23 protein-coding genes and 1 pseudogene are annotated in these 21,962 nt (G+C 40.1%); 15 read left to right on the plus strand and 9 right to left on the minus strand.

The genetic code is table 11. The features are described from left to right. The first annotated feature begins 1 nt into the window (after nt 1). Both ATS75_RS00540 and ATS75_RS00545 read left to right on the plus strand, forming a co-directional pair. On the plus strand, nt 2-688 hold the full coding sequence (locus ATS75_RS00540) for a tRNA (adenine(22)-N(1))-methyltransferase (RefSeq protein WP_058558478.1): 687 nt from the start codon (nt 2-4) through the stop codon (nt 686-688). A gap of 64 nt (nt 689-752) precedes the next feature. Then, nucleotides 753-1,781 (plus strand): hypothetical protein, encoded by a 1,029-nt coding sequence (locus ATS75_RS00545; RefSeq protein ID WP_058558479.1) that lies wholly within the window; start codon nt 753-755, stop codon nt 1,779-1,781. A 6-nt stretch (nt 1,782-1,787) separates the two neighbouring features. Here the strand turns inward: ATS75_RS00545 and ATS75_RS00550 are convergent, their stop codons facing one another. Next, complete coding sequence (locus tag ATS75_RS00550; RefSeq protein ID WP_058558480.1) at nt 1,788-2,030, minus strand: hypothetical protein; 243 nt, start codon at nt 2,028-2,030, stop codon at nt 1,788-1,790. A gap of 183 nt (nt 2,031-2,213) precedes the next feature. On the opposite strand from ATS75_RS00550, the gene ATS75_RS00555 reads away from it, so the two are divergent. Beyond that, on the plus strand, nt 2,214-2,663 hold the full coding sequence (locus tag ATS75_RS00555; RefSeq protein ID WP_058558481.1) for a methyltransferase family protein: 450 nt from the start codon (nt 2,214-2,216) through the stop codon (nt 2,661-2,663). A 49-nt stretch (nt 2,664-2,712) separates the two neighbouring features. Here the strand turns inward: ATS75_RS00555 and queC are convergent, their stop codons facing one another. Next, the gene (queC, locus tag ATS75_RS00560) at nt 2,713-3,393 is read right to left on the minus strand and encodes a 7-cyano-7-deazaguanine synthase QueC (RefSeq protein WP_414858273.1); all 681 of its coding nucleotides are present in this window, start codon (nt 3,391-3,393) and stop codon (nt 2,713-2,715) included. A 131-nt stretch (nt 3,394-3,524) separates the two neighbouring features. Between queC and queE the strand changes: the two genes are divergently transcribed. Both queE and ATS75_RS00570 read left to right on the plus strand, forming a co-directional pair. Then, on the plus strand, nt 3,525-4,190 hold the full coding sequence (gene queE, locus ATS75_RS00565) for a 7-carboxy-7-deazaguanine synthase QueE (RefSeq protein ID WP_058558483.1): 666 nt from the start codon (nt 3,525-3,527) through the stop codon (nt 4,188-4,190). A gap of 418 nt (nt 4,191-4,608) precedes the next feature. Further along, the gene (locus ATS75_RS00570; protein WP_058558484.1) at nt 4,609-6,858 is read left to right on the plus strand and encodes an EAL domain-containing protein; all 2,250 of its coding nucleotides are present in this window, start codon (nt 4,609-4,611) and stop codon (nt 6,856-6,858) included. Between the two features lie 103 nt (nt 6,859-6,961). Here ATS75_RS00570 and ATS75_RS19990 read toward each other — a convergent pair. The 3 genes and pseudogenes from ATS75_RS19990 to ATS75_RS00585 all read right to left on the minus strand — a co-directional run. Beyond that, a pseudogene (locus tag ATS75_RS19990) lies at nt 6,962-7,887 on the minus strand (TonB-dependent receptor plug domain-containing protein); the annotation flags it as partial. Nucleotides 7,888-8,092: 205 nt separating this feature from the next. Further along, complete coding sequence (locus ATS75_RS00580; protein ID WP_058558486.1) at nt 8,093-8,593, minus strand: M48 family metallopeptidase; 501 nt, start codon at nt 8,591-8,593, stop codon at nt 8,093-8,095. A 4-nt stretch (nt 8,594-8,597) separates the two neighbouring features. Further along, a complete protein-coding gene (locus tag ATS75_RS00585; protein ID WP_058558487.1) occupies nt 8,598-9,446 on the minus strand; it encodes a DUF72 domain-containing protein in 849 nt (282 codons plus the stop codon). Nucleotides 9,447-9,648: 202 nt separating this feature from the next. Between ATS75_RS00585 and aspS the strand changes: the two genes are divergently transcribed. Both aspS and ATS75_RS00595 read left to right on the plus strand, forming a co-directional pair. Next, nucleotides 9,649-11,427 carry an aspartate--tRNA ligase gene (gene aspS, locus ATS75_RS00590; RefSeq protein WP_058558488.1) on the plus strand — a complete coding sequence of 593 codons (1,779 nt, stop codon included), beginning with the start codon at nt 9,649-9,651 and terminating at the stop codon, nt 11,425-11,427. Nucleotides 11,428-11,506: 79 nt separating this feature from the next. Next, entirely contained in the window at nt 11,507-12,112 is a 606-nt protein-coding gene (locus tag ATS75_RS00595) for a pentapeptide repeat-containing protein (protein ID WP_058558489.1), read from the plus strand. Between the two features lie 38 nt (nt 12,113-12,150). Here the strand turns inward: ATS75_RS00595 and ATS75_RS00600 are convergent, their stop codons facing one another. Continuing rightward, nucleotides 12,151-12,474: a hypothetical protein gene (locus ATS75_RS00600; protein ID WP_058558490.1), complete on the minus strand. Its 324-nt coding sequence runs from the start codon at nt 12,472-12,474 to the stop codon at nt 12,151-12,153. A 419-nt stretch (nt 12,475-12,893) separates the two neighbouring features. Here ATS75_RS00600 and ATS75_RS00605 point away from each other — a divergent pair, with 419 nt between their 5' ends. Further along, entirely contained in the window at nt 12,894-13,628 is a 735-nt protein-coding gene (locus ATS75_RS00605) for an alpha/beta hydrolase (RefSeq protein WP_058558491.1), read from the plus strand. A 210-nt stretch (nt 13,629-13,838) separates the two neighbouring features. Then, on the plus strand, nt 13,839-14,678 hold the full coding sequence (locus tag ATS75_RS00610) for an isopenicillin N synthase family dioxygenase (RefSeq protein ID WP_058558492.1): 840 nt from the start codon (nt 13,839-13,841) through the stop codon (nt 14,676-14,678). 41 nt (nt 14,679-14,719) lie between these two features. Here the strand turns inward: ATS75_RS00610 and ATS75_RS00615 are convergent, their stop codons facing one another. Further along, on the minus strand, nt 14,720-15,142 hold the full coding sequence (locus ATS75_RS00615; protein ID WP_058558493.1) for a DUF1801 domain-containing protein: 423 nt from the start codon (nt 15,140-15,142) through the stop codon (nt 14,720-14,722). Nucleotides 15,143-15,271: 129 nt separating this feature from the next. On the opposite strand from ATS75_RS00615, the gene ATS75_RS00620 reads away from it, so the two are divergent. Continuing rightward, nucleotides 15,272-16,684 (plus strand): DEAD/DEAH box helicase, encoded by a 1,413-nt coding sequence (locus ATS75_RS00620; RefSeq protein WP_058558494.1) that lies wholly within the window; start codon nt 15,272-15,274, stop codon nt 16,682-16,684. A gap of 33 nt (nt 16,685-16,717) precedes the next feature. Here the strand turns inward: ATS75_RS00620 and ATS75_RS00625 are convergent, their stop codons facing one another. Continuing rightward, entirely contained in the window at nt 16,718-17,461 is a 744-nt protein-coding gene (locus tag ATS75_RS00625) for a DUF3307 domain-containing protein (protein WP_058558495.1), read from the minus strand. Further along, on the minus strand, nt 17,458-18,084 hold the full coding sequence (locus tag ATS75_RS00630; RefSeq protein WP_058558496.1) for a hypothetical protein: 627 nt from the start codon (nt 18,082-18,084) through the stop codon (nt 17,458-17,460). Before ATS75_RS00630 ends, ATS75_RS00625 begins: the two co-directional genes overlap by 4 nt. 154 nt (nt 18,085-18,238) lie before the next feature. Here ATS75_RS00630 and ATS75_RS00635 point away from each other — a divergent pair, with 154 nt between their 5' ends. From ATS75_RS00635 to nagA, 5 genes are all read left to right on the plus strand, one after another. Further along, complete coding sequence (locus ATS75_RS00635) at nt 18,239-18,757, plus strand: NYN domain-containing protein (protein ID WP_058558497.1); 519 nt, start codon at nt 18,239-18,241, stop codon at nt 18,755-18,757. Nucleotides 18,758-18,883: 126 nt separating this feature from the next. After that, nucleotides 18,884-19,312, plus strand: coding sequence for a hypothetical protein (locus tag ATS75_RS00640; RefSeq protein WP_058558498.1), 429 nt, complete (start codon nt 18,884-18,886; stop codon nt 19,310-19,312). A 1-nt stretch (nt 19,313) separates the two neighbouring features. Further along, the gene (locus ATS75_RS00645; protein ID WP_058558499.1) at nt 19,314-19,526 is read left to right on the plus strand and encodes a helix-turn-helix transcriptional regulator; all 213 of its coding nucleotides are present in this window, start codon (nt 19,314-19,316) and stop codon (nt 19,524-19,526) included. A 341-nt stretch (nt 19,527-19,867) separates the two neighbouring features. Further along, entirely contained in the window at nt 19,868-20,782 is a 915-nt protein-coding gene (nagK, locus tag ATS75_RS00650; protein ID WP_058558500.1) for an N-acetylglucosamine kinase, read from the plus strand. Further along, complete coding sequence (nagA, locus tag ATS75_RS00655) at nt 20,782-21,900, plus strand: N-acetylglucosamine-6-phosphate deacetylase (RefSeq protein WP_058558501.1); 1,119 nt, start codon at nt 20,782-20,784, stop codon at nt 21,898-21,900. The genes nagK and nagA overlap by 1 nt, the downstream gene beginning before the upstream one ends. Nucleotides 21,901-21,962: the final 62 nt, after the last annotated feature.

The following is a 21,962-nucleotide window of genomic DNA, read 5'->3' on the forward strand; positions in this document are numbered from 1 at the left end:
TATGAAACTTAGCCATCGTTTAAATGCAATTAACCTATTAGTCAATGAATCTTACGAGGTGATTTGGGATTGTTGTTGTGACCATGGTTTATTAGGGATGACACTGCTTGAGCGTAAGCTAGCTAAAAAAGTGATGTTTGTTGACATTGTGCCTGAGCTCATGAACGGCTTGAGTAACAAGCTTACCCAATTGATGGATCCCAACTTACCTTGTGAGTGGCAAGTTCAATGTCAAGACGTGGCAGGCATTGAACTTCAGCCGAATGCGAAACAACTTGTGATTATTGCAGGTGTAGGCGGGGAGTTGTTACTGAGATTAATGCAAAAAATAATTCTAAATCATGAACAGCAAACCCTCAGAGGGTTGAGTTTTATAGTGTGTCCCGTACATCACACTTACTCATTAAGGCAGGGGCTCGCTCGTTTAGGGCTTGGCTTAATTTCGGAACAAATTATCACAGAAAATAAACGTTTTTATGAGGTATTACATGTCGGCTTTAAATCAGGAGCTGCCATTGAACCAACGGGCGATAAAATGTGGGATTTCACGGATAAAAATCATCACCAGTATTTGAACAAGCTCATTGAGCATTACACGCGAATGATCAAAAAAGATCCTACATATTATGGACAGGTCATTGCAGATTATAAGCAATTAAATTTAGTTAAAACTAACAGAGGAGTGTGATCTACTTACTCTATTAAATTCGTACCACTTTCACGCGACTTGTATGAATTAATGTTATTTAAGTATGAACAATAAAATAAAAGACTTCAAACCTTCCACTGCCAATAATGCGAAGTGGCCACACAGTTTTGAGCAGCCCATATCATATGCGCCTTTGGTACAACTTTCTAATAACAACTGGGTCGTACCACAACACTTTTTGCGTTATAAGCATACGTTGCAATCAGTGAATGAAGTACTAAGTAATATCAGCTTTCCAGCTCACTTTCGTGTACTTGCAGCTGAAAAAGATGAACAAGTGTACTTGCAAGTCGCTATTTTGAACCCTGATAATTACCAGTCAAACGGACCGAACAAAGAGTCCATAAAGCTACTGTTCGGCAGGCGCTGGTATGTAGAAGATAATTTGCCAACATCTGAACTCATTCAAACGGCTTTCTTGGCATTAAAGGTTGCCAGAGAGCATGAAGTCAGAGAACTTATTAAGTTTCAACATTCTCGTGGAACAAGCACGCCATTTAATAACCATCATGATTTACCGCTAATGGCACAAAATGCTGAATTGGTCATGGCCGATAATAATGATTTACGTCATGTGGAAGAAGTAATAGGTAGTTGTAAATTTGCGGGAGCTGCAATAAAACTTTCAGCCATGAATAGAATTGATAATAAGACAATTGTATTCCAGGTACAGCTAAGTTGTGAGGATTGTCAGCTCAATGAATTCAATAATACCAGTGTGTCATTTTTGGCAAAAGATACCAGCAGTAATCAATTTTTACATGGTTTAGTTGATGCGTTAATTAAAGTGAGCAATGAGTATGTGAGTGAACACTTTAAATACAATGAACTGGCTCGTTTTAGTAAGCAAATATCAGTAGAGAGAATCGGGGAGTTGAGCATTAAACTACGTTCACATAATGCTTTACGGTTGTGTTCATTAGGTGAGCAGCATGCAAATCAGCTCAATTTTGAAATCGATAGTGGGCGAGCCCCCCACGGCTGTAGTAGCGAAATATCTGGATTTTTAGCCGCCCATGGTGTGGAGCGGCCACAGAATGCCCACTTGTATACTAATCAGTTTAGCGTTTAACGGGCTTTAAAGCCTGTTTATTTCTTGTTTCACACTGAAGCTTGAGTCAGTAACAATGGCTTCAAGCGTTTGTACGCGTTCTTTCAAGGCGCGTACTTCAGCGTTAACAGCATCCAATTGTTTATTCGCGTCAGTGTTGTTATTTTGCATTTTGTGCTTAAACTCAAGGTGCTTTTTATACATATCGTAAATAACCCCTGAACCCACAGAGATAAACACAATTAATACGATCATTGTAGTGCCTGACATCGTTTTTATTTCCCTAATACGTCTTTAGTTAGTATAAAGTATAACCTGCTTTGTGCTCCTATAAAGCTGACAATTGTAACTTTATTTGTATTTTATATTTACCGCTTATTTTGGCGCTGATAATGTTATGAAAACGAGAAAGTATTTGATCATTAAAGTGAAAAACTGCTGAGAGAGATGTTGATGTTAAATAATAAAATACCCCCGGTTATTGTGGTGTTGATTTTTGCAGGGCTGATGGCATTAATTGCTCATTTTAGTGTTGTCGACTTTAATGCGTATATTATACATGTGACGGTTATTTTAGTGTGTACGGGTGTTTCTTTTTGTGTTGCTGGTGTTGTGAGTTTTAAAATAGCAAAAACAACGGTTAATCCAAGTAAACCAGATCAAGCCTCAGAGCTTGTCACATCAGGTGTTTATAGAATATCCCGTAATCCAATGTATGTTGGTTTCGCGTTTATTTTACTCGGGTGGGGTGTTTGGCTCGCCTCAATTTTGGCTATTTTAACTATTGTGGGCTTTGTTACTTATTTAACGCAGTTCCAAATTATTCCTGAAGAGCGTGCGTTGACCACTCTTTTTGGGCAGCAATTCACAGACTACAAGGCAAAAGTAAGACGTTGGCTATAAAACCCAAAAAAGGCTATCAAAGATAGCCTTTTAACCGACGCGCTATCGCTTACTCGTAATCTAATGGATCGGTAATATTATTCAAGTTGAATGCTTCTAATCGCTCCTGGCATGCACCGCATTTGCCACATGCTTTTTCTCTGCCATTATAACATGTCCATGTTTGGCTATAGTCTAAGCCCATTTTTATGCCATCGGTTAAAATATCAATTTTGGTATTGTTTAAGTACGGGCTGAAAATTTCAACGGCATCGTAGTTAGCAATTCGGCACAAATCATCCATTTTTTTCACAAACTCAGGGCGGCAATCTGGATAAATAGCATGGTCTCCAGAGTGAGCGCCATAATAAACTTGGCTCGCTTTAAGCGATACAGCATAACCCACGGCCAAAGAAAGCAAAATCATATTGCGATTAGGGACAATGGTGCTTTTCATGCTTTCTTCTTCATAATGCCCTTCAGGCACATCAATATCATCGGTTAACGATGAGCCACCTATGAGTTGATTAATCGCTGATATATCGACGATTTTATGAGGAACATTCAGTTTTTCACACACTTGTGCGGCGACTTTAAGCTCTTTGACATGACGCTGACCATAGTCAAATGATAGGGCGTATACATCGTGGCCTTCTTGTAGGGCTTTATTTAATACGGTAAATGAGTCCATACCGCCGGAATAAATCACAACAACTTTTTGCGTCATATCTGTTTTGCTCTTAGTTTTAATAGAGGTTTATATCAGGGCGCGATATACTACACGGCTGGAGCATAAATAACAATTTTTGCCCGTGCTTTTTGATTTTTTGATATGCCACTCTAATCAGTCTGACGAGTGCTAAGTAGTAAGTGAGATAACGTTTGTACAAAATTAATGAAATATTTGAAACCATCCAAGGTGAAGCAAGCTTTACCGGTACACCTTCCGTATTTTTACGGTTGCAAGGGTGCCCTGTAGGCTGTGCTTGGTGTGATACAAAGCAAACGTGGGAAGTCGACAATGTATACAAAGTCTCGCTTGATGATACGGTGGAGAAAAAAGCTGACTCAGATCATTGGGCTGATGCTTCAGCTAAACAGATATTAGCACTGTTTAATGAGCGGGGTTATCGTGCAAAACATGTGGTTATAACCGGTGGCGAGCCTTGCATGTATGACTTGAACCCAGTATGTGACTTATTGCATGAAAATGGCTTTAGTACGCAGATAGAAACAAGTGGCACATTCGAAATTTTGGCTCCGACTACTACATGGGTAACAGTCTCGCCAAAAATTAACATGCGTGGCGGCTTTGAAGTCCTTACTTCAGCAATGAAACGTGCAGATGAGATAAAACACCCTATTGCGATGCAAAAACATGTGGAAGAGCTAGAAGCGCTATTTTTAAAAACAGGTGTTAACCCAAGGCTTGTATATTTACAGCCCATTAGTCAAAAAGTGTCTGCGACAAAATTGGCGATAGAGACGTGTATAGACAAAAACTGGCGATTATCTGTGCAAGTTCATAAATATTTAGGGATAAGTTAGTTTCAAATGCACTCTAGTAGAGGGCTTAGTAATTTGAAAGTAAGCACTCTACTAGAGCAACACCTTATTAGCTTGTTAACTGTCCTGCGTTATCTTTGCGTCATAACACTCTTCAGCCTTTTTAATTTCGTTTTATATGTGTTGATTATTTAAATTGCTACTTCTGCACATATAGAAAAAATGAGTGCCTTGCGTTACTGTTACGCTAATGGAAACGCACTAAGTAATTTGATGACTCATAAGAATTAATGCTGTGGCTTATTGGTTATTGACTATAATTTATTTAGCCTTTGTTGTTTTACTTTTAGATAACATTGCAATAATGAGAAATATAAAACTTTAGCGCGGCATTGCCACTTAAACGTCATACCACTTTTTCGTACACCACGATGAAGTAATAGTCAGGACTTTGTGAAACATGCAGGATAAGCAACTTTTAAAGCTATTAAAGCAACAACAAAAAATTCTCTCAAAAATAGCGTTAGGGCAGCCTTTAAGTGAAATAAGCGAAGAGATTTGTTTAGCGATCGAAGAGATGTTAGAGGATGAGTCTGCTAAGTGTTCAATTTTATCGCTTAAAGGTAACCAGCTGTTTCATTGTGCAGCTCCGAGTATCGATGCTCAGTATTGTCAAATAATCAACGGCGTTGAAATTGGCCCTAACGTAGGATCGTGTGGGACTGCAGCATTTTCAGAAACAAGAATTATCGTTGATGACATTAACACATCGCCACTGTGGAAAGATTTTAAGCAAACAGCCCTAAACTTTGGTTTAGCATCATGTTGGTCGACGCCGATTATATCAACAAAATCTACCGTGTTAGGAACATTCGCTGTTTACCACACGAGCCCAAAATCACCGACTGAACAAGATTTAGAGCTGATTGACTACTTTGTAAACTTTACAAGTATTGCGCTTGAAAATGATGCCAATGCATCAGAGTTAAACGAAGTTATCAGCCAACTTAAACATAGTAATGAGAAATTTGAGGCTTTCACTCAAGTGATGCCTGACCTTGTGCTCATATTGGGGGAACAGGGTGAGTATGTTGACGTCTATGGTTCTTCGGATGACTTTTTATACGCTTCGTTAGCGCAAACTAAGGGGAAAAGTATCAATGACTTTTTAGCCCCTAAAGATTCGCAACCAATCATGACAATACTGGAAAAAACGCTCTCCTCGAATGAAATTCAAGTGTTTGAATATGAGTTAGATGTTCCAAAAGGCAGAATCGTTTTTGAGGGGCGAACGGTGCCTGTGGAGCATTACCAATCAAAAAACAGTTATTCCAGGCACGTTTTATGGGTAGCAAGGGATATTACGCAAAGAAAACAGGCTGAAAAAGCAATCGAAAAGCTGGCCTATTATGATCCCTTAACAAAACTCCCTAATAGAAGAATGCTTAACGAGCGTTTGGACATGACGGTTGAAAAAATAAAGCGCTCAGGTGAAACTGGGGCTTTATTATTTTTAGACATAGACGACTTTAAACGCCTTAATGATTCTCTCGGTCATTCTTCTGGGGATGAACTTCTCGTTGAGGTGGCAAGAAGACTGGGAACAGTGATAAGAAAGTCTGATACGCTGGCTCGGTTGGGAGGTGATGAATTTGTTGTTTTATTAGAATACCTTGGTGATGACAATGAAAAAGCCAACCTAGAATCAGCCATTGTGGCACAAAAAATCCATAAAACTTTTGATGAAGAGTTCAAAGTGGGTGCCTTAAAATTTCAGGTAAGTTGTAGTATTGGTATTTGTTTAATCGAGGGTACGAATGTATCCGCGAGTAATATCTTAAAGTTTGCTGATACAGCCATGTATCGCTCAAAGGCAAAAGGCGGGAATAGCTATAGCTTTTATGACCCTCAATTACAGACATTGTTAGATAGAAAAATAGAGCTTGAAACAGAGATTTTAAAAGCGATTGAGAACCAAGAGTTTTGTGCTTACTTTCAGCCTCAGATTAATAATGAAGGCAAAGTCGTCGGGGCTGAGGCGCTGATTCGTTGGGTTCATCCAGTGAAAGGGATTATTGCGCCAGGTGAATTTATACCCGTTGCTGAACAATTTGGTTTAATACAACGACTGCAAAATATAGTACTGAATGACATTTGTAACTTACTTAAGCGCTTAAACCCGTGCGTTATTGATGATGACTTTAAAGTGTCGATTAACATAAGTCCTTCACAATTTAAGTCTTCGTTATTAAAATCAGCGTTACTTAACATTCTTCACTCGCATCATGTCTCGCCATCAAAAATAACTTTAGAGATCACGGAAAGCATGCTGGCTCACGATGTTGAACACACAGTACAGCAAATGGAAGAACTTAAGTCAGAAGGCTTTACCTTTTCAATAGATGACTTTGGCACAGGGTATTCATGCTTGGCTTATTTGCATGCTTATCCTGTAAAACAGTTAAAAATAGATAAAAGCTTTATTGATAGAATATCTAATAAGGAGTCAGGCTTTAGCATTGTTAAGACAATTATAGATTTGGCAAATAACTTAGGAATGGGCGTGGTTGCAGAAGGCGTTGAAACCAAAGAGCAGTTTACTATTCTCAAGCATTGTAATATTGATTCTATACAAGGTTATTACTTTGCTAAACCCATGCCAATGAACGACTATTTAAATAATCACAGTAAAAACTTTAAGCGTGACTGAGCATAAAGTTAACCGTGTTTTAAATATTTACTTGCTAGGTTTCAGATACTAAAGCTCTGTTGTGTATGCTGGCTATAGGTTAACCAGCATACTACTTTATGACTTAATCATTAAACTTGATGCGAATGCCTGCGTTGACAGTAAAGCCATCGTTTCGAGACCAAATATCAGTCGTTCAACGCCCGCTAGGAGCTTGTAGTGGCAACACTAGTGAATCCTCTTTTGTTTGTCGTATGTTGAGTAAGTTCTCTGCATTAAAAAATAGCTAATCCGCCCAACTGTAATTTGCCCAAGTAAACCTAAGTGCCAGTAAGCATCACTTCTATCTCTGTACGGATTATTCTCAAGGTGTTGTGTGCCGGTGTAGTAGGCTTCAAAACCAACTAAGTGACTACCATGCTCTTCCCACATGATGACTGCACCCGCTGAGTGTTCTGGGGTGAGTGTAAGAGGTACGCGACCTATTCCTGAGTTGCTTTGTTTACTAGCATCCGTATATAAATAACTACCCGTTAGCTTGATATCATTCCAGCGGTAGCGTAATAGAAATTCTGCACCACGAATTTCACTTTGGCCAGGGCTGTTGATAATGCGAACGCTTTTATATGATGGTGTGAGTTGCTGATTAATACCTTCTAACTCTGTCACATTTTCAACATCGGATGAGAAAAGGGTGACGCTTGTTTCGACGCTATCAAATGTGTAGCTAATATCGATAGAGGCGAAAAATCCTTTACCGTAGGAGCCCCTTACGGTCCAGTTTTCTGGTTTATACAGCATGGAAATTCGCGGGCTAAATTGCGTGCCGTATTCATTGTGCCAGTCGGCGCGTGCACTCAACGACAACGATATATTTTCGCTTGCTTCATAATCAACTTGTGAAAAAACACCCGGTACTTCGTAGTGATAATCAAATGCAGAAAAGTCTTCTGATTGGTATTTTTCAGATTGATACGCGGCACCGACTAGCCATACTATGTTGTCGGTATAACCAGAGATACTTGACTCTAATAAATAACTTTCATGTGTGGATCCTTAATAACCAAGTCGTGGAACGAATTGCATTAGATATTACAGGTGGCCGTGAGCAAGGTTATAGAGCATAGACCCACAAAATGAGCTTCCCGCAGATCCCGTTGGGAAATGGCAAATGCAGGTTGTTACTGAGTCAGGGAAACTGATAGAGCTAACTAAGTTTGTAGTGGGTGTATAGTCAATATTACTAATGGATACACTAGGCTAGATAAGGGTTGTTATTTTGCTCGACCAATACACAAAATATTCGCAAATCTAGTTCGAGCTGATGATACTCAGGTTCCATGTGACAACACAGGGCATAAAAACTTTTGTTGTGATCTTTTTCTTTAAAGTGGGCGAGTTCATGCACCACTAATGCTTTTAATAATGGCTCTGGCGCGCGCAATAAATCACTGTTGATGGCTAAATCGTGTTTACGGGTTTTACCTTGCATTCGGTAGGTATGCGTACCTAGTGCGTTAGTGACCATATCACCTTGTTTTTTAAATGCGGCGCGGCCAAACGGCGGTGCATTTTTTAAATAGCGTTTTTTAAGCTCGGTTGCGTAAGCGTATAACGACTTGTCACTCGTTATCGTATGAGCGTGTGGGTATTTTTTTGTTAAATACGCACCGTGTTTGTTGTTATTAATGAGCTGCATGATTTGTGTAATAATTTGCTCAGGGTAGCCGGTAAAATAGCGAGAGAAGTCTTTCATAAATTTAAAATAAGCTCGATTGAGTGGCTTCTTTTTCACCTATAAAAGGTGATAAAACGCGGTGGTTATAATTTAAGTCTTGGCAAAATTGACGTGCTAACAATGGAGCTTGGCGGTTATCTGCAGTATGAAAAAACACATAAGGAGTTTTCCCCTCATCAAGCCATTGTTGTACTTTTTTCAGCCACGGCTGATAATAACGTTTATAGTCATGCTCTAAACTGGCAATCACAAACCTTGCCATGGGTTGTTCACCAGTGGCGATGGCATGCACTGGTAGATGAGGTTTTTTTTGCTGTGCATCTATCAAGGCTTCGGTATTAGCTTTTACCGCAAACAGTGCGCGCGTATCCATGGCAATACGGTTAATGTTGTTAGCCATTAATAACCGGTTTAACGCAACTTCTGCATCGCCTTTTTTAAAAAACTCGCCGTGGCGTACTTCAACCCCGTAATTTATATTGTCTGGCAGCTTACTAATAAACTGCTCGAGAAGGGGCAATTGCGCAGGGCTAAAGCTATTGGGTAGTTGCAACATGATTTGGCCAATATAGGGTAATAGCGGTTCGAACAAATTAAACCAAGCTGTAAGCTCGTCATCAATGTTGGTTAATTGCAATTCGTGGCTAAAGCGACGGTGAAATTTAAAGGTAAATTTAAAATCGTTATTAACGGCATCACGCCAGCGCTTGAGTGACTCAATACTAGGATCGGCATAAAAACTGGTATTACCCTCTACAGAATTAAACACCTGCGCGTATTCATGCAGCATGTCAGCATTTTTACAATGGCTGGATAACAAATTGCCTTTCCACGCGGTGCTTGACCACTGCGGACACCCTAAATACAACATAAAACGGTTAACTGATTGTGTGTTTTGGCTAGTATATCAAATCTATAAATTGAAAGCACAGTGCCCGCTGCCGCGCTCGCATTTTTAAGTAACTTGGGTATAATGCACCCCCTAAAATGATTAATAAATAGTGGCTTTAACTCCCCAAAAACGGCAAATTCTTAGGGAAAGCGGCTATGAGTCTTACACTGACAGGAATACTATGCGCTCTATATACTGCGGACAGCTTAATAAAACTCACGTAGATCAAGAAGTTGAACTATGTGGTTGGATAAATAAACGACGTGACCTGGGTGGTCTGATTTTTGTTGACTTACGCGACAGAGAAGGCTTAGTACAAGTTGTATTTGATCCTGAAGTTGAAGGCTTAATGGATACAGCGAATAAACTTCGTCAAGAATTTTGTGTGCAACTTAAAGGTGTTGTTCGTGCGCGCCCTGATAGCCAAATAAATAAAGACATGGCAACAGGTGAAGTAGAAATTTTAGGCACAGGCCTTACAATTATCAATCGCTCAGAGCCGTTACCACTTGACTTTAACCAAGTGAATTCAGAAGAGCGCCGTTTAAAGTACCGTTATTTAGATCTACGTCGTTTAGAGATGAGCGACCGTATTAAGTTACGTGCTAAAGCAAGCAGCTTTGTTCGTCGCTTTTTAGATGAAAATGCATTTTTAGATATTGAAACACCCGTATTAACGAAAGCGACGCCAGAAGGCGCGCGTGATTATTTAGTACCGAGTCGTGTTCACAAAGGCAGCTTTTACGCATTACCGCAATCACCACAGTTGTTTAAGCAATTATTGATGATGTCTGGTTTTGATCGTTACTACCAAATCGTTAAATGTTTCCGTGATGAAGATTTACGTGCTGACCGTCAACCTGAATTTACTCAAATAGATTTAGAAACGTCGTTCATGAGCTCTGATCAAGTACGCGGTATGACTGAAAAGATGATCCGTGAAATGTGGCAGTCATTGCTTAATGTTGATTTAGGCGAGTTCCCAATCATGCCTTATTCAGAGGCGATGAGCTTGTACGGCTCTGATAAACCTGACCTACGTAACCCAATGAAGCTGATTGACGTTGCTGATTTGGTAAAAGACGTTGAGTTTAAAGTATTCTCAGGTCCTGCAAATGATGAAAAAGGCCGTGTTGCAGTACTAACAGTACCTGGTGGTGCTAAGCTTTCTCGTAAGCAATTAGATGACTACACCAAGTTTATTGGTATTTACGGTGCGAAAGGCCTAGCTTGGATGAAAGTGAACGACCGTGATGCAGGTGCTGAAGGTGTTCAATCGCCAATCGCTAAGTTCTTAAACGAAGAAGTGATTAACGAACTTCTTGCACGTACTAATGCACAAACGGGCGACATCATTTTATTTGGTGCTGATAAACGCAACACAGTAAATGAAGCCATGGGCGCATTACGCTTGAAGATTGGTGTTGATTTAGAAATCACCAACCTTAATAGCTGGGCACCACTTTGGGTTGTTGACTTCCCAATGTTTGAAGAAGATGACGAAGGCACACTTCATGCTGTGCATCATCCATTTACTGCACCAAAAGATATCAATGCTGAAGCGCTAGAAGCAAACCCAGCAGCCGCAATTTCTGATGCTTACGACATGGTTCTAAATGGCTACGAAGTGGGCGGTGGTTCTGTGCGTATTCACAACGCAGACATGCAAGAAGCGGCCTTTAGAATCTTAGGTATTGATGCACAAGAGCAGCAAGACAAGTTTGGTTTCTTGCTTGATGCATTAAAATACGGTACACCTCCGCATGCAGGTCTTGCGTTTGGTTTAGACCGTTTAGTAATGCTACTATGTGGTACAGACAATATTCGTGACGTTATTGCTTTTCCTAAAACAACACAAGCATCATGTTTACTGACTGACGCACCAAGTAAAGCCAATGCAGATTCATTGACAGAGCTTGCTATCAATGTTGTTGAAAAAGCTGAAAAACCAGCTGAATAAGTGACGAAAAAACTAGTTTAATGTTAAAAACCCTAAGCTTACTCTTAGGGTTTTTTTATTGCTGTTTTAAGAGGGAGTTATGGCAGAAGGTATGTTATTTACACAAAACGATTACTATGAGCACGAATTTTTAAAGGCTAAAGCGACGTCACTGCGTTTTAGTGAGATTGAATTTGAGCAATGCCAGTTTATTGAGTGTGACTTTAGCAACAGTCAATTTAGTAACTGTCGTTTTATCGATTGTGAGTTTATCAATTGCAATTTGAGTGATTTAAGCTGGAATTACAGCTCATTAGAAGAAGTGATTTTTAAAGGCTGCAAACTCAATAGTATCGTTTGGGGACAAGTAAACTGGCCGCAACTGGCATTGACTGCACCGGTTAGTTTTAAAGACTGCGAGCTTAGCCATAGCTCATTTTTTGAGTCGCAATTAAAAGCGTTAACAATGACAGATTGCTTTGCAAAGGATGTCGATTTTAGACATGCCAACTTAGCGAAAAGTCAGTTTATAGGCACAGATTTTAGAGACAGTGTGTTTCATCAGACCAATTTAAGTAACGCTAACTTTGTCGGTGCCACACAGTTCAATATTGATATAAAAAATAACGACGTTAGTGGTGCTAAGTTTGAACGACTTGAGGCGTTAAATTTATTAGCAGGACTGGATATTGAGCTGGTGGATTAGCCGTTATTACACGGCTAAGTTTATAATAAACCGTTGTTCTAACAGCTTGGGCCATTTTTATTGCGAGCGCTGGCAAGCGCGCGAGCAATTTCAAGCAGCGCAGGGTTAATGTCATCAGCGCCATCTTTAACTAGCTTTGTTACATCGCCCGATGAGTATAAGCTATCACGAGGTGATTTAATGCCAAGTTCACGCACAAAATCTTTCGTTTTACCGGTGCTGCCGGTTTCAATAAACTTAAAAATAATACGCTCGTTATTACTTTTTGGCTCGGCTTGTAGTACTGCTATTTCTTCTTGGTAAGCTTCGATGCGACTTTGTAAAATGTCGATACGCTGTTCAATGCTGCTGTATGATTTCATGGGGCACTTTTAAATAAACATAAATATTAACGCCATTATCGCATATATTTGCAATAAATAATCGTTTAGCGGCGACTAACTTGTCTGAGTGTATATACCCAAGTCGCCTCAAGATGTAATTTACAGTTGGAATTAAAAGCGATTTAGGCAAGGCACTGATTGCAAATAATAGTGGTTCTATTGTTAAAATCAATAACGCCGTATAAATCGCTTTTAAACCAACCCCTTGGGCGCTTCACAGGCACTCACTCTCATCGTTGTTACTTCTTAAAAGGGATTGCCATTCTTGCAAAGTAACGCCTTGATATTAAGTCCCTGTGAAACGCTGAATTCTGCATCTTGAGGCTGCTTGGGTATACATAACACATTAAAAAATTTAAACTTATTGTAATTAAGATAAAAAATATAAGATTCATAGCATGATGAACGTTTTCAAGTCTTTCATTATATTAGGCTGTTTTATTTTTACTACTGCCAGTTTTGCCAAAAGTGAAGTGATTGTTGATAAAGCCCGCGATCGCGCAATTCCCGTTTATATCTCAGAGCCGAGTAATTCATCCACCTGCAGTGAACATAATAAATGCCCTGTGGCGTTTATTAATGCTGGGTATGGTATTGCGCACACAGATTACCAATTTGCGGCTGATATTTTCACGGCCAAAGGATATTTAACAATTGCCGTTGCTCACGAGTTAAAGGGTGACCCTGCACTTAACAGAACACCGCCTTATATGGCAACTCGGCTAGAGAACTGGCATCGAGGTGTGGTGACCTTAAAGTTTTTAGTCAATGAGTTAAGCAGCCGTTATCCATCTTATGACTTCAGCCAGCTGACTTTATTTGGCCATTCCAATGGCGGGGATATCTCGGCGCTTTATGCGGCACTTTACCCTAGTGAAGTGGAGCGTATTATTACACTTGATCACCGGCGCATGTTATTGCCTCGTAATAAAAATATTCGAGTGCTCACATTGCGTGGTAGTGACTTTTTGGCCGATCACCAAGTATTACTGAATGCCGATGAACTAACCCAATATCGAGTGAAGCACGTTCCCATCGAAAACTCTCGCCATAATGATATGTATGACGGTGGGCCTAAATGGCTGGTGGATAGAATGAGCAAAGAGCTAAATGTATTTATGAGAGAGGATTGAGGGAATCGGTTTATATTACCTCTTAATTATGTTCAATACTCGCAGGCTTATAGCTTTTGATCTGTATCAATAATTGGATTGTTACCCCAGCATTAAGGACATAAGTCCTTATGTTTTTAGGGTTAGTTTATTATGCTCGCGGAGCGCAACAATGGAGCAACTGCTATGATTAGCAAAGGCTTTTGACAACTTAATTCATTGGATACGAACATGCAACTACCTACCGTCGATTATCAAGCGAGCGATGCAGCCGCTCAATTTGTTGAATCTCTTAGAAACACTGGTTTTGGTGTACTGAAAAACCACCCAATCCCGCAATCTTTAGTTGAATCAATTTATGAGAACTGGCAGGCGTTTTTTAATTCTGAGCAAAAGCATGATTTCTTATTCTCTAAAGAAACGCAAGACGGCTATTTCCCACCGTCAGTATCTGAGGTTGCTAAAGGGTTTACAGTAAAAGACATTAAAGAATATTTTCATGTTTATCCAAAAGGCCGTGTGCCTGAACAGCTTGAAGCTGACGTGCGTGAATACTACCGTCTAGCAAATGACTTTGCGGCAACCTTGTTAAGCTGGGTGCAAGCTGAAGCCCCGGCTGATGTACGTGCTAAATTTTCAATTGACTTAAAAGATATGATTGCTGATTCTGAGCAAACGTTATTACGTATATTGCACTACCCACCAATGACGGGTGATGAAGAGCCTGGCGCTATTCGTGCCGCTGCACATGGTGATATTAACTTACTTACAGTATTACCAGCATCTAATGAGCCTGGCTTACAAGTGCAAAAAACAGATGGCGGTTGGTTAGACGTGCCGTGTGATTTTGGTAGTTTAATTATTAACATCGGTGATATGTTGCAAGAAGCATCAGGTGGTTATTTCCCATCAACGATTCACCGCGTTATTAACCCAACAGGTAAAGCGTCTACGAAATCGCGCATCTCTTTACCTTTGTTTTTGCACCCTCGCCCTGATGTTATTTTGTCTGAGCGATACACGGCTGACAGCTACTTACAAGAGCGTCTTCGTGAGCTAGGCGTAAAGTAATTGTTTAATAAGCAATAAAAAAGCGGCTGTTAGCCGCTTTTTTATTGCGCGGGGTATTTAGCTTTCATTAGTTTTACTGACAGTGTGATGATGAGCTCAAGCACTGATAAATCTATCTTGTCTAATTTACTAATATACAAACAGCTTTTACTTACACTGTGTTTACCTAACTGTTTAAGTAATGTAGTAATCTCTTTATTTTCGAAGCCCGACATTATATAGAGAGATAACTTAGTCTTGCGAGGTGAAAAGCCAGTCAAAGGCCACTCGCCACTTTGGCCCGAATCGTATTTATATTGATAACAGCCAAAACCAATCATATCTTTTCCCCATACCACAGCAGGTTCTTGAGTTATTTTCTCAAATAGAGCAATTAACGTATTGGCATCATCTAAGCGCTTAGGGTCGATGTGTGTTAAGCAGTCTTGTAAAGTAATTTGATTTGCTTGTGTTTTTATCGTCATTTAGATGTCTCAGCTTGTACTTATTTACTTAGCATAGAAACAGTACCGTGAATATTCAATGCATTATTGGCCACGATAGGTATAATGCGCGCAACTGGCCACTTTGGCCTTATTTAAAAGAGAGTTTATATGAGTTTTGATGGGTTAGGTTTATCACAGTCTTTAGTTAATGCAGTTTTAGAAAAGGGCTATGAAACGCCAACACCTATTCAGGCTCAGGCCATTCCTGCGATTATTGAAGGTCGTGATGTCATGGCCGCAGCGCAAACAGGCACAGGTAAAACGGCAGGTTTTACCCTACCGCTTATCGAATCGTTGTCCAAAGGACAAAAAGCTAAGTCGAATCAAGTTCGTGCACTAATTTTAGCACCTACGCGAGAACTTGCATTGCAAGTAAGTGAGAATGTTGAAGAGTATGCTAAACATTCTAATATTAGCTCATTTGTCGTTTACGGCGGCGTTAAAATAAACCCGCAAATGCAGAAACTGCGTAAAGGTGTTGATATTCTGGTTGCAACACCAGGCCGACTTATTGATTTACATAATCAAAATGCGTTGAAATTCGATAACCTCGAAGTACTGGTTCTTGATGAAGCCGATCGCATGCTTGATATGGGCTTTATCCACGACATTAAGCGTATTATTAGTAAATTACCGGCAAAACGCCAAAATTTAATGTTTTCTGCTACGTTCTCAGATGAAATCCGTGAATTGGCTAAAGGGTTGATAAACGATCCCGTTGAAATATCAGTCGCGGCAAAAAACACCACGGCTAAAAGTGTGACTCAATCGGTTTACGCTGTGGATAAAGCGCGAAAAACTGCACTATTAAGCCATTTAATTCGCAGTAATGACTGGCAGCAAGTATTGGTGTTCAGCCGTACTAAACATGGTGCGAATCGTCTCGTGAAACAACTAGAACGTGATGATATTGTTGGCGCAGCCATTCATGGCAATAAATCACAAGGTGCCCGTGTTAAAGCTCTGGATGGATTTAAAAGCGGTGAAGTCCGTGTACTTGTTGCAACAGATATTGTTGCACGAGGATTAGATATTGTTGAGTTGCCACATGTTGTTAACTACGACTTACCTAACATTTATGAAGATTATGTACACCGTATTGGCCGTACTGGCCGTGCGGGTGCCACCGGGCATGCCATTTCATTTGTGACTACAGAAGATGCAGTTGACCTATATGGAATTGAGCGATTTATTGGCGAGCTAATTCCACGCGCGCAAGAGGAAGGCTTTGAACCAAGTAATCCAGTGCCTGAGCGGGCACTTGATGCACGACCATTACCAGCTAAAAAACCAAAGAAAAAGCAGCCATTTAATAAGCCTAAATCAGATAGCAGTAAGTCAAATAGCAAAAAGACGAACAATGGTGGTAATGGCACTGGTCCACGCCGTGGTGGCTCTAAAAAGCCTGTCGCTAAAGGCGAAGGGGAGCAACAAAACCCATGGGCAAAACGTCAGTCGGTTGGCGGTAACTCGCAACGCCGTCGTCGCCCGAGTAATGGTGGCTCTCAGGGTAATGCTTAACTAATACATAACGCGCCTTAATGGCGCGTTTTATTATGCAGTTAAAAAGTTAATGGTTAAACCGATAAATAAAGTGACGGTTACACTTAACAAAGTACCTAGCATCACATACTCAGTGAGTTGCTTTTCTTCACTGGCTCGTAAATCACCAAAACGAAAAATAGACTTCGCCGCCAGTAAAAAACCAACACCGCCATACTCACCTAATAAAATAAATGTTAGCATCAAAATCCGCTCTAATATACCAATGCTGTGCCCAGCAGCAGGAATACTGCCCGATGTAGAAAACCCATTGGTGATGCGCTCAAGTGCCATGCGAATAAAGACAGAACTTGGGTTAAGTACTAATAAGTAGCCTGTTAGTATAATTAAACTATCAATAGCAATAAGCTGGTGTAACAGTTGATTGTAAAAATTGTGGTTATCAGCAAGCCACACAGCGACCATGAGTATGACAATAAAGTGAGCACATTGATCGAGCACAAAAGGGATCACCCCTTTATTTGAGTAAGACTTGGCGATATCAATAAAATAATGCGTAATTGCAATCGCCACAGTCGCGAGTGCTATATTCAACCAATCTCCCCAACCATAGTGGTACTCCCATGTAGCAATAACGAGTGCGCTGACTATAAAATGCATCAAAACATGTAAATAAAGCTTACTCGCTTTAAAGTGCCGTGTGTTTCTATCATGTACCCAGCTCATTGGTTGCCAATAAAAGTCGGCCAGTAAATGAGCAATAACAAGCCCTGTTAATAATAGATAAAAGCTCATGTCGTGACTCCCTTGAGCTGTTGCGCAATTGTATGTTTGCTGTAATTTAAAAAGCGTTCTATTAGTTGGTAATGCGCTAAATTAAGTAATTTAGTCACATTTTCTCGACTGGTTTTAAGCTCTTTGGCAAGCTCACTATGACTGTTATTGTGAGTGGTTAAATAGTAAAACAACGCATTGGCTTGTTTTTGACTCATTTTATCAAGAAGAACATCAATTAAATCTATGTTTAGCGCGAAGCTTGTATCGAGCGGACAATGTTCAATTTGTAATAGTAACCGTTGATTCATTGTATCTAAGCCTTGGCCTGAGAGTGTATATGCTGATCCCGTGGCTGTTTTTATATCAGCGCGAGGGTTATCCAGATTGCCAACAGCAAGGCTTTGGCGTAATGAGTAATTGGCAGATTTTAGTTGTAAATAAAGCAACACGGCTGCACAGCACACATCCGTTGGATCAGGTAATTGTATTTGAAGGGCGTCACCACGATAAACACTGAATCTACCATTAAATTTGCTCGCAATAAAACGCAGACTTTGATCTAGCTGATAAAGCATATCATCATATTCTTGCTGCGGAATTTTTTGTGATTTGATCAAATCGCCACTGATGACTGCAATCATTATCTTCACCTAGCTATATGTAACCTATTTTAGTTACTTTTGGATATGTAACCAAAATAGGTTACTTATTAATAAGTAACCAATTTAGGTTACTTTTAGCTTTTTTTCAAGTTAACTATGCTACATTGCTTAAAACTTAATTGAAGAGCCGTTTATGTCGCAATCATCAGAGTCGTTAGCAAAATCGCAAATAGCCCCAAAGCCCAGAGTTGGAGTATTTGTTGATGTACAGAATATTTATTACACCTGTAGGCAAAGTTACGGTAAAAACTTTGATTACAATATGTTTTGGGCAAAAGTGAGCGAACGTTTCGATATTGAATGCGCGTTTGCTTACGCGATTTACCGAGGCGATGATAAACAATCACAGTTTCAAAATATCTTGCGAGCAATTGGTTTTGAGGTAAAGCTTAAGCAATTTATTCAACGAAAAGATGGCAGTGCCAAAGGGGATTGGGATGTCGGCATTACAATTGATATGTTAGAGCATGCGCAACACTTAGATCGGGTTATCTTACTTTCTGGTGATGGTGACTTTGCTTTGTTATTGGGCCATTTACAGCATAAATATAATGTACCCGCCGATGTGTATGGAGCAGATAAATTAACGGCAGAAGCATTAAAGCACAGTGCAGAAAACTTTTACTGTATCGACAGCTCATTATTACTATAGAAGCAATGTAAGTTTTAATAAACATCATGTTAAATATGTTTGACATGGTGACCGAGTTTACTTATAGTTCTTAATGTTAAGTATATTTAACATTAAGTTTGCTATTTTTTACATAAGGAACAGGCTATGAGCTATACACAAAAATCACGATTACTTGAGGTTGGTATTACTTTAATCGTTATGTTTAATTACATACACACTGTCTTATCGATGGCACCTGAAGCACAAATGGATCCAAGGCTTGCAGGTGGGTTGATAATACAGCTTGTGATACAAACAGTCGTTATGGTTGTTGTACTACACAGCATCTTAGCCGCGTTTAATGCTAAATATGCTAATCAGGCAAAAGATGAGCGTGAGAAAGCGATTGCGTTAAAAGCAAAAAGCGTGAGTTTATTTATTTTACAATTAGGTGTTATTAATGCTGTATTTGCATTGCTTGTTAATTCGGTCTACCCAATTCCTTTGAGCCCTGTACACCAATTAGTGATTGCAGCTTTATTGAGTGAGGTGATAGGTGGGGGTGTTGAGTTATGGTTATTGTACAGGGGTTGAGATGACAAAATTAGCAATTATAAACTCAATAAAGACACATCGGTTCCATCAAAATGAGATGACCCAGCAGCAGCTAGCGGATCACGTTGGTGTGACACGCCAGACAATCGCCGCAATTGAAGCGGCTAGGTATTCCCCTTCACTAGAGGTTGCCTTTAAAATAGCCGCTGTATTTGGACAGCCACTGGAAAATATATTTCAATACAAGGTATAAAGGTCTACTATTTCAGTTATAAATTCATTTTTGCTTAAATTGTTGGATTGTTTGCCTAGATTTGACATGAAAAGTTGCAAGTTGTTACTGCAAAGGGTACTTCCGATTGTGTTTTGGTCGTACTCGATGCAGTAAAGTGTTTTTTCTCTTTATTAAATGTTTATTTATTTCAATCAATTAAACTCAAATATAGAAGATATATGAATTTTTATAAAAAATATAATGACAACGCTGTCATTTGTTGTGTAACATTAATTCAACATGGGTTGAGGGCGAATCGCATTCGTAAAATAAAAAAGTGCGGTTAATACAAATATAAAACGAAGGTTAGAGGTCGTTAGATGATGGCTAAAAGTGCGAATGAGGACCAATTGTATATTGGTATCGATGGTGGCGGAACAAAGTGCCGTGCAACTATATACTCTGCTAAAAACGGCGTATTAGGGACTGGTCTTGGTGGCCCCGCGAATCCACTACATGGTTTAGAACGCACGTTAGAGTCAATTATGGTGTCAACTCAACTTGCAATGCGTGATGCGGGTCTTCCGTTAGAAAGCATTCATCAAATTTATGCTGGCTTAGGATTGGCGGGCGTAAATCTGCCAAGCCTTTACGAGAAAATTAGCGAGTGGGAGCACCCCTTCAAGGAAATGTTTCTAACGACTGATTTGCACACTGCCTGTATTGGCGCACATGATGGTGGTGATGGTGCAGTAATAATCACTGGGACAGGTTCGTGTGGTTTTTCTCATGTGAAAGGCGAGTCTGTTAATTATGGTGGTCACGGATTCGCTTTGGGTGATAAGGGCAGTGGTGCATGGATGGGACTTGAAGCAGTCAAAGCTGTACTGGTTGACCTAGATGGTTTAGGCCCTAATACGTCACTAACAGGTGTTGTTAAAGATCACTTCAATACTGATTGCGGCATGGGAATCGCCGAGCAAATGGCTGGACAACCTTCAAGTAGTTACGCAAAACTTGCACGATACGTTTTTGATGCTGCAAGAAAGAATGATGAAATTGCACTTCATATTGTCAAAGAGGGTGCTGAATATATTAGCTCATTGGCAAAACGTTTACTTGAGAATAACCCGCCAAGATTATCAATGATTGGTGGCCTCGCTGAACCTCTAAATGAATGGCTAGACCCAGCGATTGCTAAGCTTGTTGAGGTACCTATCCAACCCCCAGAAATGGGAGCAATCTATTTTGCTCAGCAGACGGTCTTAGAGCAAAATCAAAAGGTAGATGTGTGATGAAAACATATTATCGTGCTGAGTGTTTATTTACAGGTGAAAACTTTATTGATGATGCGCTGTTTAGCGTTGAGCAAGGTGTATTTCGATTAGAAGATGCAGTTGCAACCGACGTTATTGAACTGGAAGGGCTAGTTGCGCCAGGTTTTATTGATGTGCAAGTAAATGGAGGCGGAGGAGCCTTTTTTAATGCTGAACAAACACCAGCTTGCTTAGATAAAATAGCCAAAGCTCACGGTCAATTTGGTAGTACAGCATTAATGCCAACGCTCATTACAGATAAAGTTGAAATAATGCAAGCGGCAGCGGATGCAACGGCGGTAGCCATTCGCGAAGGTGTGCCTGGCATATTAGGGATTCATTTTGAGGGCCCGCATTTATCCTTTCCTAAAAAAGGCACTCACAGTGAGCAATTCATCCGTCCTATCAGCGAACAAGAGTTCGCTATTTATGCTCGACAAGACTTAGGTATTAAAATGGTGACGCTCGCACCTGAGAATGTCAGCATCAACGATATAGAACGTTTGGTTGAGTGCGGCGTAAAAGTATCTATAGGCCATACAAATGCAGATTATGCTACCACCATGGCGGCGTTAAATGCAGGTGCCGACGGTTTTACTCATATATATAATGCAATGTCTGCCTTTACTTCTCGTGAGCCGGGTGTTGTAGGGGCTGCGCTTTGGCATGATAACAGCTGGTGTGGATTGATTGTTGACGGTCACCATGTGCACCCATTATCTGCGCAACTTGCGATAAGAACAAAACAGCGCGGAAAAATCATGTTAGTTACTGATGCGATGCCCCCTGTTGGCACTGACGACATGGAATTTGACTTTTTTGATGGCCGTAAAGTGATCAGAACAGGTGATAGATTGAATTCGAGCACAGGTGAACTTGCAGGCAGCGTGTTAGATATGGCAAGCGCTGTTAGAAACACCGTGAATTCTCTGGATGTCAGCCTCGCTGAAAGTTTAAGGATGGCTTCACTTTATCCTGCGCAGTATTTAAATCTTAAGAAAAAAGGCCGTTTACTTGATGGTTTTGATGCAGATTTTATTGTACTCGATGAACATCAGTACGTAAAAGCAACATATATTGCAGGTAATGCGATTTAAAGTTTCCCTGAAAAAACCCCGCCGTAGTATCGCGGGGATTTTTTGTTTTTAGAGTAAATAAG

The sequence above is a fragment of the Pseudoalteromonas sp. H105 genome, assembly GCF_001469215.1.
Lineage (GTDB): Bacteria > Pseudomonadota > Gammaproteobacteria > Enterobacterales > Alteromonadaceae > Pseudoalteromonas.

Bases quoted from the DNA above. Each gene is read 5' to 3' on its own strand.
- ATS75_RS00640 (WP_058558498.1), top strand. From the start codon at position 18,884: ATGAGCTATACACAAAAATCACGATTACTTGAGGTTGGTATTACTTTA.
- ATS75_RS00620 (WP_058558494.1), top strand. From the start codon at position 15,272: ATGAGTTTTGATGGGTTAGGTTTATCACAGTCTTTAGTTAATGCAGTT.
- ATS75_RS00570 (WP_058558484.1), top strand. From the start codon at position 4,609: ATGCAGGATAAGCAACTTTTAAAGCTATTAAAGCAACAACAAAAAATT.
- nagK (WP_058558500.1), top strand. From the start codon at position 19,868: ATGATGGCTAAAAGTGCGAATGAGGACCAATTGTATATTGGTATCGAT.
- ATS75_RS00605 (WP_058558491.1), top strand. From the start codon at position 12,894: ATGATGAACGTTTTCAAGTCTTTCATTATATTAGGCTGTTTTATTTTT.
- nagA (WP_058558501.1), top strand. From the start codon at position 20,782: ATGAAAACATATTATCGTGCTGAGTGTTTATTTACAGGTGAAAACTTT.
- ATS75_RS00610 (WP_058558492.1), top strand. From the start codon at position 13,839: ATGCAACTACCTACCGTCGATTATCAAGCGAGCGATGCAGCCGCTCAA.
- ATS75_RS00625 (WP_058558495.1), bottom strand. From the start codon at position 17,461: ATGAGCTTTTATCTATTATTAACAGGGCTTGTTATTGCTCATTTACTG.
- ATS75_RS00580 (WP_058558486.1), bottom strand. From the start codon at position 8,593: ATGAAAGACTTCTCTCGCTATTTTACCGGCTACCCTGAGCAAATTATT.
- ATS75_RS00545 (WP_058558479.1), top strand. From the start codon at position 753: ATGAACAATAAAATAAAAGACTTCAAACCTTCCACTGCCAATAATGCG.
- ATS75_RS00595 (WP_058558489.1), top strand. From the start codon at position 11,507: ATGGCAGAAGGTATGTTATTTACACAAAACGATTACTATGAGCACGAA.
- ATS75_RS00630 (WP_058558496.1), bottom strand. From the start codon at position 18,084: ATGATTGCAGTCATCAGTGGCGATTTGATCAAATCACAAAAAATTCCG.
- ATS75_RS00555 (WP_058558481.1), top strand. From the start codon at position 2,214: ATGTTAAATAATAAAATACCCCCGGTTATTGTGGTGTTGATTTTTGCA.
- ATS75_RS00635 (WP_058558497.1), top strand. From the start codon at position 18,239: ATGTCGCAATCATCAGAGTCGTTAGCAAAATCGCAAATAGCCCCAAAG.
- ATS75_RS00540 (WP_058558478.1), top strand. From the start codon at position 2: ATGAAACTTAGCCATCGTTTAAATGCAATTAACCTATTAGTCAATGAA.
- ATS75_RS00600 (WP_058558490.1), bottom strand. From the start codon at position 12,474: ATGAAATCATACAGCAGCATTGAACAGCGTATCGACATTTTACAAAGT.
- ATS75_RS00645 (WP_058558499.1), top strand. From the start codon at position 19,314: ATGACAAAATTAGCAATTATAAACTCAATAAAGACACATCGGTTCCAT.
- aspS (WP_058558488.1), top strand. From the start codon at position 9,649: ATGCGCTCTATATACTGCGGACAGCTTAATAAAACTCACGTAGATCAA.
- ATS75_RS00550 (WP_058558480.1), bottom strand. From the start codon at position 2,030: ATGTCAGGCACTACAATGATCGTATTAATTGTGTTTATCTCTGTGGGT.
- ATS75_RS00585 (WP_058558487.1), bottom strand. From the start codon at position 9,446: ATGTTGTATTTAGGGTGTCCGCAGTGGTCAAGCACCGCGTGGAAAGGC.
- ATS75_RS00615 (WP_058558493.1), bottom strand. From the start codon at position 15,142: ATGACGATAAAAACACAAGCAAATCAAATTACTTTACAAGACTGCTTA.